Origin of the sequence: Paractinoplanes toevensis (genome assembly GCF_018332695.1) — a bacterium.
Taxonomy (GTDB): Bacteria; Actinomycetota; Actinomycetes; order Mycobacteriales; family Micromonosporaceae; genus Actinoplanes; species Actinoplanes toevensis.
The window spans coordinates 42,425-58,179 of record NZ_BOQN01000059.1; the positions used below are offsets into that span (position 1 = coordinate 42,425).

13 protein-coding genes are annotated in these 15,755 nt (G+C 70.9%); 8 read left to right on the forward strand and 5 right to left on the reverse strand.

Translation table 11 applies throughout. The annotated features are described in order from the left end of the window. Positions 1-98 precede the first annotated feature (98 nt). Positions 99-1,262, reverse strand: a complete 1,164-nt coding sequence (locus tag Ato02nite_RS22360; protein ID WP_213008537.1) for a hypothetical protein — start codon at positions 1,260-1,262, stop codon at positions 99-101. A 122-nt stretch (positions 1,263-1,384) separates the two neighbouring features. Continuing rightward, entirely contained in the window at positions 1,385-2,551 is a 1,167-nt protein-coding gene (locus Ato02nite_RS22365) for an ABC transporter substrate-binding protein (RefSeq protein WP_213008538.1), read from the reverse strand. A gap of 368 nt (positions 2,552-2,919) precedes the next feature. On the opposite strand from Ato02nite_RS22365, the gene Ato02nite_RS22370 reads away from it, so the two are divergent. The 4 genes from Ato02nite_RS22370 to Ato02nite_RS22385 are packed head-to-tail and all read left to right on the forward strand — an operon-like array spanning position 2,920 to position 7,301. Beyond that, positions 2,920-5,901 carry a sensor histidine kinase gene (locus tag Ato02nite_RS22370; protein WP_213008539.1) on the forward strand — a complete coding sequence of 994 codons (2,982 nt, stop codon included), beginning with the start codon at positions 2,920-2,922 and terminating at the stop codon, positions 5,899-5,901. Beyond that, positions 5,898-6,305 (forward strand): roadblock/LC7 domain-containing protein, encoded by a 408-nt coding sequence (locus tag Ato02nite_RS22375; RefSeq protein ID WP_213008540.1) that lies wholly within the window; start codon positions 5,898-5,900, stop codon positions 6,303-6,305. Before Ato02nite_RS22370 ends, Ato02nite_RS22375 begins: the two co-directional genes overlap by 4 nt. Before the next feature lie 32 nt (positions 6,306-6,337). Beyond that, positions 6,338-6,700 carry a DUF742 domain-containing protein gene (locus tag Ato02nite_RS22380; RefSeq protein WP_213008541.1) on the forward strand — a complete coding sequence of 121 codons (363 nt, stop codon included), beginning with the start codon at positions 6,338-6,340 and terminating at the stop codon, positions 6,698-6,700. Continuing rightward, complete coding sequence (locus Ato02nite_RS22385; RefSeq protein ID WP_203803034.1) at positions 6,681-7,301, forward strand: GTP-binding protein; 621 nt, start codon at positions 6,681-6,683, stop codon at positions 7,299-7,301. The genes Ato02nite_RS22380 and Ato02nite_RS22385 overlap by 20 nt, the downstream gene beginning before the upstream one ends. On the opposite strand, the gene Ato02nite_RS22390 is transcribed toward Ato02nite_RS22385, so the two are convergent. Next, positions 7,298-8,410 carry a uroporphyrinogen-III synthase gene (locus Ato02nite_RS22390; RefSeq protein ID WP_438873062.1) on the reverse strand — a complete coding sequence of 371 codons (1,113 nt, stop codon included), beginning with the start codon at positions 8,408-8,410 and terminating at the stop codon, positions 7,298-7,300. The two genes, Ato02nite_RS22385 and Ato02nite_RS22390, sit on opposite strands and share 4 nt — an antisense overlap. 630 nt (positions 8,411-9,040) lie before the next feature. On the opposite strand from Ato02nite_RS22390, the gene rplM reads away from it, so the two are divergent. From rplM to glmM, 3 genes are all read left to right on the forward strand, one after another. Next, entirely contained in the window at positions 9,041-9,484 is a 444-nt protein-coding gene (gene rplM / locus Ato02nite_RS22395) for a 50S ribosomal protein L13 (protein WP_213008543.1), read from the forward strand. A 20-nt stretch (positions 9,485-9,504) separates the two neighbouring features. Beyond that, entirely contained in the window at positions 9,505-10,002 is a 498-nt protein-coding gene (gene rpsI / locus Ato02nite_RS22400; protein ID WP_246607307.1) for a 30S ribosomal protein S9, read from the forward strand. A gap of 87 nt (positions 10,003-10,089) precedes the next feature. Then, entirely contained in the window at positions 10,090-11,442 is a 1,353-nt protein-coding gene (glmM, locus tag Ato02nite_RS22405; RefSeq protein WP_213008544.1) for a phosphoglucosamine mutase, read from the forward strand. Here glmM and Ato02nite_RS22410 read toward each other — a convergent pair. Together Ato02nite_RS22410 and Ato02nite_RS22415 are read right to left on the reverse strand one after the other, a co-directional pair. Further along, positions 11,439-12,611 carry a pyridoxal phosphate-dependent aminotransferase gene (locus Ato02nite_RS22410; protein ID WP_213008545.1) on the reverse strand — a complete coding sequence of 391 codons (1,173 nt, stop codon included), beginning with the start codon at positions 12,609-12,611 and terminating at the stop codon, positions 11,439-11,441. The genes glmM and Ato02nite_RS22410 overlap by 4 nt on opposite strands. Position 12,612: 1 nt before the next feature. Beyond that, positions 12,613-13,485: an MmpS family transport accessory protein gene (locus Ato02nite_RS22415; protein WP_213008546.1), complete on the reverse strand. Its 873-nt coding sequence runs from the start codon at positions 13,483-13,485 to the stop codon at positions 12,613-12,615. Positions 13,486-13,657: 172 nt separating this feature from the next. On the opposite strand from Ato02nite_RS22415, the gene glmS reads away from it, so the two are divergent. Continuing rightward, entirely contained in the window at positions 13,658-15,541 is a 1,884-nt protein-coding gene (glmS, locus tag Ato02nite_RS22420; RefSeq protein ID WP_213008547.1) for a glutamine--fructose-6-phosphate transaminase (isomerizing), read from the forward strand. Positions 15,542-15,755 lie beyond the last annotated feature (214 nt).

Below are 15,755 nucleotides of genomic sequence, written 5' to 3' on the forward strand. Positions count from 1 at the left end.
ACCCGTAGACAACATCGTCACCAATCGATGTACTCACCGGTACATCTCCGGCTGGTCATTCCATCTATGTTCGTCTATGCGTTACTTCGTTACATCGATCAGCCGTTGCCGAGACCGCTGACCCACTCGGCGACGCCGTCCGGTTCGGCCTGGCGGCGGCCCTTCACCTGAGGCGGCGGGGCGATCGGGGTCGGGTGCGGCAGCGGCGGGCTGATCTGCTGCGGCTGGGCCCGGCCCTGTTTCTTGAAGCCGTCGAACGGCGGCATCTCGACGGGCGGCTGCTGGGTGGCCGGCGGCTGGGTGGGCGGCTGGTTGACCGGCGCCGGGGTCGCCGCGGCGCCGGCCTGGGCGATCGCCGACTCCGGTTCCGGGTCGCGCTTCGGCAGCGGCGGACGGTTCGGGGTCGGCCGCGGGTCGCCGCTGTCCGGCGAGCGGCGCAGCACGGCCGCCAGCACCGAGCCGAGCACGCCGGCGCCGGCTGCGGTCATCGCCGCCCAGTACGGCACGGCCTGGTAGCCGTCGTCGCCGGTGCCCGGCCCGGCGATCAGGTAGGCCACCGTGAGCAGGGCCGGTCCGGGCAGGCCGGCCAGCGCGATGGTCAGCGTGGAGGCGTCGCGCCGGCGGGCCGCCCAGCCCAGCGCGATGCCGCTGATCAGGGCGAGCAGCGGCATGGTGAACAGCGCGGTCCGCTGGGTGACCCCGTCGGGGAGGAACGCGGCGTCGATCACGCCGAGGCGGATCGAGGGCAGCTCCTTGCCGGGAGCCAGCGAGGGCGCCACCGACAGGAGCGCGATGGCCCAGGTGGCGATGCCGACGGTGAGGAAGCTCAACCGGGCCGCCGACCGGCTCAGCGCGGCGTACGCGGCGAAGAGGCCGGCTGTGGCACCCAGCGCGGCACACACGCCGATGACGAAGGACGGCTGCACCCCGGCGACCTGGGCCGTGCGGGCCGGCTGCATGGTCAGCGGCACCACGACGGCGGCGCCGAGGCCGGCCGCGACCGCGGTGACAAGCCGGGTGCCCGGTCCCGAGGTCGTCGGGAGGTGCGGCCGGCCGGCCATGCCACCGATCACCGCGGCGATCATCGCCAGCCAGGCGACCCAGGCCAACTGGGCTGTCCATTGGTCACGCGCAGTGAGATCGAGCACGCGAGTCAGGCGCACGATGCCCAACCCGTACGCCAGCCCGAGCTGACTCGCGCCGGCCAGCGCGGCCACGCCGAGCGTGACCCCTAACAGTTTGGCCGAGGTCCGGAATGACATGACGGGCACGTTACGGAATCCCCTGTCGATGTCGCCACTCCGGATCCAAATTCTTAAGGCAGGATTTGACGAGTTACTCTGAGTGATCGTTCGATCTTGTTCGTCCGGTCATTTCCTCCCGATCAGGAGGCCAGCCGCCAGCGGCCTGCCCGGGCCACCAGCAGGGTGAGCGCCTGCGGCATCAGTCCGGAGTGGTTGGCCGGGGTGAGCCGGATCGGGCCGGAGAGGCCGTCGACCTGTGACGTCTCCACGATGGTCCGGATCTGCTCCCGGTTGCCGCCGACCCGGGCCACCGCGGCGGCGATCAGATCGACCGCGTCGGCCGCGAACGAGGCGACCCCCGAGTAGCCGCCGTACCGCGAGATGTAGTCGCGGAACCACTGCTTCCGGGCGGCCTTGGCCGGCGTCGTCGCGATGACGTCGTCGATCGCCAGGATCTGGGTGAACACCATGGTGGCGTTGTTGGTGGCCGCGGCCGCGTCGTTCGGGATGAACATGTCGCTCGCGGCGGCCGCGTCGAAGTAAACCCGGCCGGTGAAGCCGGCGCTCTTGGCGTTCTTCGCGGCCAGAGCGGCCTGCTCCGGCCCGGTCGCTACCAGCAGGGCGGCCGGCTTGGCGTCGATCAGGGTGCCGACCGCCTGGGTGATGTCGGTGGCGGCCGGTTTCACCGAACGGGTGCCGGTGAGCGGGATGCCGGCCTTGGTCAGCTCGGCCTCCAGCGCCTGGTCGGCGCCCCGGCCGTAGTAGTCGTCGGTGTGCAGGATCGCCGCGTTCGGCACCTGCAGACGGCGCAGCTCGGCGATCATGGCCGCGGCGCTGTCGGCCGAGTTGGGACCGAGCTTGAAGACGTACGGCCGCTCGGCCGCCGGCTGAGCGACCTCGTCCGATGCGGCCAGCGCGATCGTCGGGATCTTCTTGTCGTTGATCGTCTTCGGGGCGCCCACCGCACAGGGGTCGCAGGAGCCGAGCACCACCGCCGCGACCGACGGGTCGTCGGCGAACGTGCTGATGTTGCGGAGCGAGGTGGGGACGTCGGCCCGGTTGTCCTGGGTGCGCAATTCCAGCTTGCGGTTGCCCAGTCGGCCGGACGCGTTCACCTGGTCGATGCGCAGCTGAAGCGCGCGGCCGTAGGCGGCGTCCACGGTGGAGGAGTTGTTCAGGTCGGCGCCGATCACGATGGTGCCGCCGTCACCGCCGGAGTCCCCGTCGTCCGATGTGCAGCCGGCCAAACCGGCGACGAGAAGCGTCGAGGCCACGACGGATGCCGTGGCGAGGCGAGGGAGCCTCACTGCGGTGCCTCCTCGAGGGGAGATACGGACAGCACGTCCGTCTGATCGCGGCAAACCTTGCCAACGTGAAGGCGGCTGGTCAAGCCGGTGCCGAACGTCGTGACGGGACGGTCGTCTCACATATTGGTTGGAATCTTGACGGATTTCGGTAATCGCGAAATCACTTTCTGTGGTCTGCTGGACATTCGTGCACGTCAAAGCGGCGTTGGTGTCGAATGTGGATCCGAATGGCTGGTTACTCATCGGACAACAAGTTTGTTTCCGGGCGGAGCCAGACTTCCCAAACCGCCGCGCTCTCTGATGAAATCGCCGGGCCGCAGGCTCCTGTGCGGGCGAAGAGACACGGGGAAGACCACGGAGGAGAAGTCGTGAGCACCGGATCTTCGACCCAGGTGGCGCGCCGTGGTGTATTTCCCCGGCTTCGGGACGCACGGATCCGCGCCAAGCTGGCTCTCATCCTGTTCGTACCGCTGGCCGCGGTTGTCGTGCTCGCCACCGCTCGCCTGGTCGATGTCAGTCAGCGCGCCACCGAGGCCGGTCAGGTCGAGAAACTCGCCGAGGTCGGCACCGACGTCTCGACGCTGACCCAATTGCTGCACGGCGAGCGGATGGCCGCCGCCGCATACCTCGCCACCCCCGGCGGCAAGGTCGAGTCGTACACCGCCCGGGTCAAGGCCACCGACGCCGAGATCGAGATCTACCGCGGACACCGCCGGGCGCTCGACGAACCGGCCGAGGCGGTGCAGGCCCGGCTCGTCCAGATCGACGACAACCTGAACACCCTCAACGCCACCCGCAACCAGGTGAGCCAGCGCGAGGGCCTCGGCGTCGCCGAGGCCATGTCGCGCTACGGCGTGGTCCTCACCGACCTGCTCGGCTACGGCGAGGCGGTCAGCCAGTACGCGGGCGACGACGAGGTCGGCGACGGCCTGCGCGCCACCAGTGCCTTCGCCAAGGCCAAGGCCGGCGCCGCCGATCTCGAGGCGCTCTCCTACTCCGCCCTGGTCTCCGGCGACCTCAGTGCCGAGCAGCGCACCGCGTTCATCACGGCCCAGACCAGCCAGCAGGAGGGTCTGCTCACGTTCGCCGCGTTCGCGAACACCGCGCAGCAGTCCCTGGTGGACAACGTGGTCACCGGTGACGCGGTCAACCTGGCCGACCAGGTCTCCATCCAGCTCGGCCGGGGCGTGACCGTCCCGTCCGAAGAGATCATCCAGTCCTTCGGCGCGGTCGTCGACCTGATGCGCTGGGCCGAGCAGGAACTCGAGTCGGACGACCTCAAGCTGGCCGGCGACGAGGCGGACTCGGTGGTCCGGCAGGCCGCGCTCGAGGCCGCGCTGGTCGTTCTCGTGCTGATCGTCGCCATCTCGCTCGCGGTGATCCTGGCCCGGTCGCTCAACCTGTCGCTGCGCCGGCTGCGCGAGGGCGCGCTCGCAGTGGCCAACCGCGACCTGCCCGACGCCGTGGCCCGGCTGCGCGACGCCCGGACCCTGGGCGAGAGCGGCGCCGACGAGATCGTCCGGCAACTGCGGGACCCGATCCGGCTCAACAGCCGCGACGAGATCGGTCAGGTCGGCCAGGCCTTCAACGTCGTACACCGGGAAGCGGTCCGGATCGCGGCCGAACAGGCCGCGCTGCGCACCACCGTCTCGGCCATGTTCCTGAACCTGGCCCGCCGCTCGCAGTCCCTGGTCGACCGGATGATCGGCGAGCTGGACAGCATCGAGCGCACCGAGGAGGACCCGAAGCGACTGGCCCGGCTCTTCGAGCTCGACCACCTCGCCACCCGGATGCGCCGCAACGACGAAAACCTCCTGGTGCTGGCGGGCGCCGACTCCAGCCCGCCGCGTCGCGAGGACGCGCTGCTGGTCGACGCTCTGCGGGCCAGCCAGTCCGAGGTCGAGCTCTACAACCGCATCGAGTTCGGCACGGTCGACACCGACATCGCCATCGCGGCGCTCGCCGTCAACGACGTCGTCCGGCTGGTCGCCGAGCTGCTCGACAACGCCACCCGGTTCTCCCCGCCCACCACCACCGTGGTCGCCGACGCCCGGCGCATCCGCGACTACGTGGTGATCCAGGTGGAGGACCGCGGCCTCGGCATGTCCGAGGAACAGATGGACCAGCTCAACCGGCGGCTCTCCGAGACACCCAACGTCGACGTGGCCGCGTTCCGGCTGATGGGCCTGGCCGTGGTCGGCAGGCTCGCCAGCCGGTACGGCATCCGGGTCGAGCTGCGCGCCAACCTCGAGGGCGGCACGGTTGCCCAGGTGATCCTGCCCAGCAGCATCGTGGTCGTGGCGAGCCGGCGGGACGGGCAGCTCCCCGGCAGCGGGCAGTTCCCGGAGCTGGGTTCCGCGCCGAGCGGCGGCTGGGACTCGATGGCCGCCCGGACCGCCACCGCCACGCTGCCGGCGATCGCGCCCGACCCGTGGCGCGAGCAGCGCGAGCAGCAGGTGTCCGCACCGGCCGCGCCCAGCCACCCGCAGCTGCCGATGTTCCCCTCGCAGCGCCCGGCGACCGAGGCCGCACCCACGCCGAACCGGCCGCCGCTGCCCACCCGGGTGGCCCAGCCGGTCACCGCGACGGGCGGCATGAACGGCTTCACCCCGATGACGCAGACCCCGGTGACGCCGTCGCCGATGGCGCCGACACCGGCGCCGGCACAGCCGGACTCGGGCAGCTGGGGGGCCGCCCTGGCCGCGATGCCGCCGGTGCCGATCCAGGAGATGCCGGTCCAGGCCGAGGAACGGACCGACTCGCCGATCTTCGTGGAGATGCAGCAGAGCTGGTTCCGCAACCACGAGGGTTCGGCCCCGGAGGAGTGGGGGATGCCCACCGCCGGGTACGCCCCGCCGCCCAACTCCGGCCCGCCCAACTCCGGCCCGCCCACCGCCGCTGCGACCGGCTCGCCGGTGGCTCCTCCGGCTGCGGCTCCCGTCCCGGCTGCCGCTGCGGCTCCGGCCGCTGCTCCGGAGACGAAGCCGGCGCCCGCGCCGGTGGCACCGCCCGCACCCGCTCCGGCGGCAACCGGGCACAATGGATCATCGATTCCGAAGCCGCGCCCGGCGGCCGAGGATCGATGGAAGACGGCGGCGGACGAGGGATGGCACCGCGCAATGGCGGCTGCCGAACCGGTCGACGCCGGCACTACCCGCTCCGGACTGCCCAAGCGCGTACCGCAGGCACAATTGGTGCCCGGCGGCGTGCAGAGCGGCCCGCGCAACCAGAACCGTCGCAGCCCCGACGAGGTCCGCGGACTCCTGTCCGCGTACCACCGTGGCGTGCAGCGCGGACGGACGGACGGCAGTGCCGAGACCGCCCTCGAAGCTAAGGAGAAGGACCAGTGACCAGGCCCCCCACCATGCATGACATGGGCTGGCTGCTCAACAACTTCGCCAACAGCGTTGCCGGCATCGCCCACGTCGTGGCGGTTTCGGCGGACGGCCTGCTGCTGGCCTCATCCCGCGATCTGCCGGCCGACCGTGCCGACCAGCTCGCCGCCATCGCCTCCGGCGTGGTCAGCCTGACCGAGGGCGCGTCGCGGATGTTCAACGCCGGCGCCGTCCAGCAGACCATCATCGAGATGGAGAGCGGCTACCTCTTCCTCATGTCGGTCAGCGACGGCTCGTCGATGGGCGTGCTCGCCGCGCGGAGCTGCGACGTGGGCCAGGTCGGCTACGAGATGGCGCTGCTCGTTGAGCGAGTGGGTGCCGCGCTGACGCCGGCTCCCCGCGAGACCGTCAGTCATTAGCCGCCGGCCGTCGGAAAGGGGGTGATCGTGTCATGGGGCAGCCACAGGACCCACGGGGCAACCTGGTTCGCCCGTACGCGGTCACCCGCGGACGGACCGAGCCACGCCGTGACATTCCGATCGAGGCGATCCTGGTAGCCAGCCAGGCCGCCGTACAAGAGGCTCGGTTCGCCGGGCATGACAAGTACCGCATCGCGGTGCTCTGCGAGGCCAAGCCACAGTCCCTGGCCGAGCTCTCCGCGTTCACCCGGCAACCGCTGGGCGTGGCGCGGGTGCTGGTCGCGGACATGGTCGCCGACGGACTGCTGTCGTTGCACAGCGCCGCTCCCAAGAAGGGCTTCACGGAGCGGATGGATCTGCTGGAAAGGGTGTTGAGTGGACTTCGCAAGCTCTGAGCGGGCGGGGGCGCAACCCAGGGAGATCACCTCCGCGAAGATCGTGATTGCGGGCGGCTTCGGCGTCGGCAAGACGACGCTCGTCGGCGCGGTCTCCGAGATCGAACCGCTGACCACCGAGGCGCTGATGACCTCGGCCGGTCAGGGCGTCGACGACGCGTCCAAGGTGCCCGGCAAGGAGACCACCACGGTGGCGATGGACTTCGGCCGTATCACCATGGCCGATGACCTGATCCTCTACCTCTTCGGCACGCCCGGGCAGACCCGCTTCTGGTTCATGTGGGACGAGCTCATCCGGGGTGCCGTGGGCGCCGCGGTCCTGGTCGACACCCGCCGCATCGCGGACGCGTTCGCGCCGCTGGACTACTTCGAGAACCGGCACCTGCCGTACATCGTGGCCCTCAACTGCTTCGACGGCGCGCCGCGCTACGAGCCGGACGAGGTGCGTGAGGCGTTGGCGATCCCCCCGCACGTACCCCTGGTGATGTGTGACGCCCGCCACCGCGAGTCGGTCAAGGCGGTCCTGGTGCAGGTGGTGGAGCACGCGATGGCCACCCTGGTGGCCGAGCAGTCCGGGGGTTATCCGGCTGTCGTCGGCTAGTTCGGCAGTCGGTAGCCCCGCTTGACCACCGTTTGAACCACCCCGGGAGCGCCCAGGCCGGCTCGGAGGCGGGCCACCGCCATCTCCACCGCGTGCTCGTCGGCGCCCCGGGGGAGAGCGTGCAGCAGCGCCGCCCGGGACAGCACCCGGCCGGGCGTGGCGGCCAGCGCCCGCAGCACGGCCATCGGCGCCGGAGCGAGTGGCCGCAGATCGCCGTCGACGACCGCAGCATGGCCGCGCAGGGTCAGCGAATGGCCGGCCACCTCGAGGGAGACCGCCCGCTTCGGCAGTTCCTCGACGATCGTGCGGACCAGGGCGCTCAGCCGGGCCCGCGCCGGTGCCGCGACCGGGATGTCGTGCCTCTTCAGCGGGGCCGCCGTCACCGGGCCCACACAGGCCACCAGAACGTTCGTGCGCAGCGCGTCCAGCAGACCGTCGGCACCGGGCCCCGCGGCCCGCAGGAGGGCCGTGACGGCCGCCGCCGAGGTGAAGGTGACCGCGTCCACCAACTGGCCGGTGATGAGGTCGACGAGCCGATGCAGCGGGGCCGGGTCGGTCGGAGCCGCCCAGCGGTAGACCGGCACCTCGATCACCCGGGCCCCGGCGGCCTCCAAGGCCTCGGTGTATTCCGGCTGGCTCTCCCCGTGCAGCTGGAGCGCGACCGTCAGACCGGCGATGCCGCGGGCCTTGAGGTGGTCGACGACCTCCTCGTAGCTCTCCCCCTCGGGGGACCACTGGTCGTGCAGGCCGGCCGAGCGGATCGCGGCGCGGGCCTTGGGGCCGCGGGCGACCAGATAGGCGCGGGCCAGCGCGGCGCGCAGCGGCTCGGCCAGGCCCCAGCCCTCGGCGGCCTCCAGCCAGCCGCGCATGCCGATACCGGTGTTGACCAGCACGATGTCGGGCGGATGATCGAGGCAGGCTCGGGTGGCGGCCTTGAGTTCGGCGTCATCCGCGATCGGGACGATCCGCAGGGCCGGAGCCAGCACCACCCGGGCGCCCCGGCTCTCCAGCAGGCCGGCCAGCTCGTCGCGGCGCCGGTCGGCGGTCACGCCGACGGTGTAACCGGACAATGAGGCGGTCGGCTCAGCCAGGGCGGCCGCAGTGATCACCGTCCGTCGCGATCCCCCCGCGCGGTCGGTCATCCCGCGGGGGCCACTTTGATTTCGAGAAGTCGCGGCGTGGCCAAACGGTCCACCGAAGGGCACGCTCGGAGTCCGCCGTCCTCAGCGTCGACCCGCTCCCATGTCACGCTTGCGATCTCCGCCGTACCTCCGCTCGGCGCACACCGCGACTTCTCCTCGCCAGACCGATAAGGTCCGGCGGTCACCGTCAGGTCCGTCCTCAACCCTGACGGTGGCCTATCCATAGTGCGCCGTCGACGCCCGCGAAGGCTACGCTCAGCCCGCGTCGTCGAGGGGTGCGCACCATTGGTCATGGCTGGAAGCGTGCCGGTGGGGAATTTCGGCTCGGCGTCCCGTTTGTTTCAAGCCTGCTAAGACGCATTGATCTGTGACCTGGATGACCTTGTATCCCGGAGTCGGGTGCGTCGGGAGGGCGGAGTATGCTTGTTGGGCATATCGTTGGGGGTCCACCGCTCTCCGGAGGTCTGGGGACACCTCGTTTTGACCACGAGTCGCGCGGCCGGGTATTGTTGCCTGCTGTTGTGTGACAGCCGTTCGCGCTCTTCTCGAGCGCGACCAGCGCGCGACCCCAGACCGACGACAAGACAAGGTAATTCTGTGCGTACGTACAGCCCGAAGCCGGGTGAGATCGAGCGTCAGTGGCACATTATCGACGCTTCCGACGTCGTTCTGGGCCGCCTGGCTACCCACACCGCGACCCTTCTGCGCGGTAAGCACAAGCCGACCTTCGCTCCGCACGTCGACACCGGCGACTACGTGGTGATCATCAACGCGGGCAAGGTGGCTCTCACCGGTAACAAGCGGCAGACCAAGGTCGCCTACCGGCACTCGGGCTACCCGGGTGGCCTCAAGCAGATCGGCTACGAGGAGCTGCTCACCAAGCGCCCCGAGAAGGCGATCGAGCTGGCCGTCAAGGGCATGCTCCCGCACAACAAGCTCGCGCGGCAGATCATCAAGAAGCTGAAGGTCTACCCGGGCGCTGAGCACCCGCACGCCGCTCAGCAGCCCCAGCCGTTCGAAATCACCCAGATCGCGCAGTGAGCGCGGGAGAAGGCAGCAGCATGTCCGACATCATCGAGCCCGAGGTCGTCGAGACCGTCGAGGAGCCCGCTGAGACGGTCGTCGTCGTCGAGACGCCCGCGCCGGCCCCGGTCCGCGCCCCGCGTCCCGGTGACCGTCCGATCCAGACCGTCGGCCGCCGCAAGGAGGCCATCGTCCGGGTGCGTCTCATCCCCGGCACCGGCAAGATCACCTGTAACGGTCGCGACCTCGAGGCCTACTTCCCGAGCAAGGTGCACCAGCAGCTCATCCGTGAGCCGCTGAGCATCGCCGAGAAGGCCGAGCAGTTCGACGTCATCGCCAACCTCCGCGGCGGCGGCATCACCGGCCAGGCCGGTGCGCTCCGCCTCGGCATCGCCCGGGCGCTCATCGCGAACGAACCGGACGACCGCCCGGCCCTCAAGAAGGCCGGCTTCCTCACCCGGGACTCCCGCGTCAAGGAAAGCAAGAAGTACGGCCTCAAGAAGGCCCGTAAGGCTCCGCAGTACTCGAAGCGCTGATCGCTTTACAGGCGGCCGGGTTCGCTCCTCGTTCGTGGGGGAGCGGGCCCGGCCGTTTTGCATTCGTTCCCTCGAAAGGAAGCCGCCATGGGGCGACTGTTCGGTACCGACGGTGTGCGCGGGCTCGCAAACGGCGACCTGACCCCGGAGCTGGCCCTGTCCGTCGCGGTCGCCGCGGCCCGGGTCCTGGTCGAGAGCGACACCAGCCACCAGCCGCTCGCGATCGTCGGGCGCGACCCGCGGGCCAGCGGCGAGATGCTCGAGGCCGCCGTGGTCGCCGGGCTGACCAGCGCCGGAGCCAACGTCGTCCGGGTCGGCGTGCTGCCCACGCCCGCCGTGGCCTACCTGGTCGCGCAGACCAACGCCGACCTGGGCGTGATGCTCTCCGCCTCGCACAACCCGATGCCGGACAACGGCATCAAGCTGTTCGCCGCCGGCGGGACCAAGCTGCCGGACGAGTTGGAAGCGCGGATCGAGCAGGCCGTCGAGGACGGGCACGGGGTGATCGGGCGGCCCACCGGCGGAGCCATCGGCCGGGTCAACGACCTGCTCGACGGGGCCGAGCACTACATCAAGCACCTGGTCGCCGCCACGCCGAACCGGCTCGAGGGCATCAAGGTCGTGGTCGACTGCGCTAATGGTGCGGCCAGCGAGGTCGGGCCGATCGCGTACGAGGAGGCCGGCGCCGAGGTCATCGCGATCCACGCCGACCCGGACGGTCTCAACATCAACGAAGACTGTGGTTCCACCCACATGGAGAAGGTGCGGGACCGGGTCCTCGCCGAGGGCGCCGACCTGGGCATCGCGCACGACGGTGACGCCGACCGCTGTCTGGCCGTCACCGCATCGGGTGACATCGTCGACGGCGACCAGATCATGGCGATCCTCGCGCTCGCCATGCGGGACGCCGGCACCCTCACCGACGACACGTTGGTGGCGACCGTGATGAGCAACCTCGGCCTGAAGCTCGCGATGAAGCAGTCCGGCATCACGATGATCGAGGCGAAGGTCGGCGACCGGTACGTCCTGGAGGAGCTGAACGCCGGCGGATTCGCCCTGGGCGGCGAGCAGAGCGGGCACATCGTCATGCCCGAGTTCGCCACCACCGGCGACGGCGTCCTCACCGGCCTGCACCTGATGGCCCAGCTGGCCGGCAGCGGCAAGTCACTGGCCGACCTGGCCTCCGTGGTGCACAAGTTGCCGCAGGTGCTGATCAACGTGCGGGTCGGCGATCGGGAAGCCGGCGCGGCCGCGCCCACCGTGCAGGCCGCCGTGGCCTTGGCCGAGGACGAGCTGGGGGAGACCGGCCGGGTGCTGCTGCGCCCCTCCGGCACCGAGCCGCTCGTCCGGGTGATGGTCGAGGCCGCCACCGAGGACCAGGCCCGGGCCGTAGCCGAGCGGATCGCCGCCGAGGTCAGCTCGGCCAGCCCCGCCGCCTAGATCGCCGCGAGGCGCTTGGCCGCCTCGTCGATCACCTCTTCGCGCTTGCAGAAAGCGAACCGGATCAGGTGCCTGCCCTCGTCCTTGTGGTCGTAGAAGACCTGGGTGGGCACCGCGACGACGCCGCACCGCCCGGGCAGTTGCCGGCAGAAGTCGGCGCCGTCCGTTCCGCCCAGCGGCGTGATGTCGGCGGTCACGAAGTAGGTGCCCTCGGACGGCTGAACCACGAAACCGGCCTCGGTCAGGCCCGCCACCAGACGGTCGCGGCGAGCCTGCAGGGTCGCCCGGAACTCGGTGAAGTAGCTGTCCGGCAGGCCGAGCGCGACCGCCACGGCCGGCTGCAGCGGGCCCGCGTTCACGAACGTGAGGAACTGCTTGACCCGCTGCACCGTGGAGACCAGCTCGCGCGGGCCGGTCGCCCAGCCCACCTTCCACCCGGTGCAGGAGAACGTCTTGCCGGCCGAGGAGATGCGCAGTGTGCGCTCGCGCATGCCGGGCAGCGTGGCGAGCGGCGTGTGCGGCTCGGTCGCGTCGGTGAAGACCAGGTGCTCGTAGACCTCGTCGGTCACGGCGTACGCGTCGAATTCCTGGCAGAGATCGGCGATCAGGGTGAGCTCGGCGCGGGTGAAGACCTTGCCGGTCGGGTTGTGCGGCGAATTGAGCAGCACCAGGCGGGTGCGCGGGCCGAAGGCCGCGCGCAGCTCGGCCTCGTCGAAGACATATCGGCCCTGCGGGCCCGGGCGAAGGGTGACGGGCCGTCGCACGGCGCCGGCCAGGGTGATGCTTGCCGCGTACGAGTCGTAGTACGGCTCGAACGTGACGACCTCGTCGCCGCTCTCGCACAATCCCAGGATCGCGGCGGCGATCGCCTCGGTGGCTCCCGCGGTCACCACGACCTCGGTGTCCGGGTCCCGGCTCAGGCCCCAGAAACGCTGCTCGTGCGCGGTGATCTGCTGCCGTAAGACGGGGATGCCGGGCAGCGGAGGGTACTGGTTCGCCCCGTTCCGCAGCGCCTCGGCGGCGGCCGCCAGCATCTCCGGCGGCCCGTCGGTGTCCGGGAAGCCCTGCCCCAGGTTGATCGAGCCGGTGCGCACGGCCAGGGCGGACATCTCGGTGAAGATCGTGGTGCCGAACGCCCGCATGCGCTCGACCAGCGGATCGGCCGTCATCTCACTCCAGGACCAGTTGGGTGCAGTTGGCGGTCGCGAAGTTCGACTGGCCCGACTCGTTCTTCTTGACCTCGTCACCGTCGACCAGCGCCCGGCAGCTCACCGAGCCCTCGCTGGTGTCGATCCGGACGACGACGATCGACAGCAGGGCCGGGATCTCGGCCTTACCGGTGAACTTCCACGGCAGCTTCACGTTCTCCAGCCGCTTCGGCGCCTCGCCGATCTTCTCCACGTAGATGATCGACGCCGGGCCGTCGCCGGTCACCTCGTACGTGAAGGTGATCTGCCGGCCGGTGCCGTCCGGGCCGTCGGTCGGCAGGTCGGTGGGCAGGCCCGGCAGCTCGGGCACCGCCGTCGGCAGGTCGCCGACCGCCTCGGCGGCCTTGTCCTTGACGCCGCGCGCGATCAGCAGGCCGGCCGTGGCGATGCCGCCGCAGAGCAGCAGCGCGACCGCCAGGATCACCGCGATGATCGGGGCGCTGCTGCGGCGGGGCGGCGGCTGGGGCGGTGGGTAGCCGGTCGGCGGGTAGCCCGGCGGTGGATAGCCGCCGTAGCCGTCCGGTGGCACCGGGTGGCCGTAGTCGGGTGCGTAGCCGGCCGGTGCGTAGTTGACCGGCGGGAACTGCGACGTCGGCGGGTATCCGGGCGTCTGCTCGTATCCGGGCGGTGGCGGGATCGGGGCGTAGCCCGGGGAGTACGACGGTGGCTGCGGGGCGCTCGGCGGCCGGTAGGGCTCGGGGGACCATGAGTCGCCGGACGGGGTCGACCAGGGCTGGCCGGAGACCGGCGAACTCGTGCCGTCCGGACTGGGCGGCGGCGCGGCCGAGGGGTCCGGGGTGCTGCCCGGCTGCTGGTTGTTCGGCTGGTCGGTCAAGCTGCTCTCCCGGGTTCGGCGCGCTAGCTGACGGTACGCCAGCGGCGCCACCGGGCCATCGCCGGTACCGGGCGATCGGTCAATTCATGGACACCCTTTCGAGCAAATCGCATGCTCGAAAGGGTGTCTCCCGAGCATGCGGGATGAGCGGTCGTCGGTTACGCTGCCCCTCATGTGTGGCATCGTGGGTTACGTCGGCGGTCGTCCGGCGCTCAGCATCGTTCTCGACGGACTTCGGCGACTGGAATACCGCGGTTACGACTCCGCCGGCGTCGCCATCGTCGACGACGGCACCGTTCTGACCGAGAAGAAGGCCGGCAAGCTGGCCAACCTGGAAAAGGCCCTGGCCGAGCGGAACGGCGACAACATCGCTTCCGGCACCACGGCCATCGGGCACACCCGGTGGGCCACCCACGGTGGCCCGACCGACCGTAACGCGCACCCGCACCTCTCCGCCGACGGGCGGGTCGCCGTCATCCACAACGGCATCATCGAGAACTTCTCCCGGCTGCGCGCCGAGCTGGAGGCGACCGGCGTCGAGTTCGCCAGCGACACCGACACCGAGTGCGCGGCCCACCTGCTCGCCGCCGAGATGCGCACGCTGCGCGAGGCCGGTGCCGCCGCCGGCCCGCAACTGCTGGCCGACGCCATGCGCCGCACGGTCCGCCGGCTCGAGGGCGCTTTCACGCTGCTGGCCGTCGACGTCGACGTGCCCGACGCGGTGGTCGCCGCCCGGCGCAACTCGCCGCTCGTGGTCGGCCGCGGCGTGGGGGAGAACTTCCTGGCCAGCGACGTCTCGGCGTTCATCGAGCACACCCGGGAAGCGATCGAGCTGGGCCAGGACCAGGTCGTGCTGATCACCCCGGCCGGCATCGAGATCACCGGCTTCGACGGCGAGCCCGCCGAGGGCAAGGAATTCCACATCGACTGGGACGCGAAGGCCGCCGAGAAGGGCGGTTACGACTACTTCATGCTGAAGGAGATCGCCGACCAGCCGGACGCCATCGCCGAAACCCTGCTGGGCCGCCTCTCCGACCGCGGCGAGATCATCCTCGACGAGGTGCGCCTGACCGACCAGGACCTGCGCGACGTCGACAAGGTCTTCATCGTGGCCTGCGGCACCTCCTACCACGCCGGCATGGTCGCCAAGTACGCGATCGAGCACTGGACCCGCATCCCCTGCGAGGTGGAACTGGCCAGCGAGTTCCGCTACCGCGACCCGATCCTGGACCGCTCGACCCTGGTGATCACGATCAGCCAGTCCGGCGAGACCATGGACACGCTGATGGCGCTGCGGCACGCCAAGGAGCAGAAGGCGCGTGTGCTGGCCATCTGCAACACCAACGGCTCGACCATTCCGCGCGAGTCCGACGCCGTGCTCTACACGCACGGCGGCCCCGAGATCGCGGTGGCCTCCACCAAGGCCTTCCTCACCCAGCTCGTCGCCTGCTACCTCATCGGCCTGCACCTGGCCCAGATCCGCGGCGTCATGTATGCGGACGAGGTCGCAGCCGTCGTCGAGAAACTCCAGAGCACGCCGGACAGCCTGCGCACCCTGCTCGGCCAGATGGAGGACGTGCGCGCCCTGGCCCGTGACCTCAAGACGGCGTCGACGGTGCTGTTCATCGGCCGGCACGTGGGTTATCCGGTGGCGCTCGAGGGCGCGCTCAAGCTCAAGGAGCTCGCCTACATGCACGCCGAGGGCTTCGCCGCCGGCGAGCTGAAGCACGGCCCGATCTCCCTGATCGACGAGGGCACCCCGGTGGTCTGCGTGGTGCCGTCCCCGGCCGGCCGCGGCGTCATGCGCGACAAGGTGGTCTCCAACATCCAGGAGGTGCGCGCCCGCGGCGCCCGCACCATCGTCATCGCCGAGGAGGGCGACGAGGGTGTCCGCGCCTACGCCGACCACCTGATCCCGGTGCCGAGCACGCCCACCCTGCTGGCCCCGCTGATGACCACGGTCCCGCTGCAGATCCTGGCTTGCGAGATCGCCGCGGCGCGAGGCCTCGACGTGGACCAGCCCCGGAACCTGGCGAAGTCCGTCACCGTCGAATAGCCCGCGACAGCTCGTCGCAACCGCCCGGGCGGGCGGCCTCCCCGGCTGTCCACATGCCCCGCCCTCCCGGGCGTGTCCCGCCCCTCGCGGGCGCACCCGCCCTCGCGGGCGCACCCGCCCTCGCGGGCGCACCCGCCCTCGCGGGCGCACCCGCCCTCGCGGGCGCACCCGCCCATCCGCGCCGGGCGTGTGCCGCTCACCGGGCCCGGGGCGT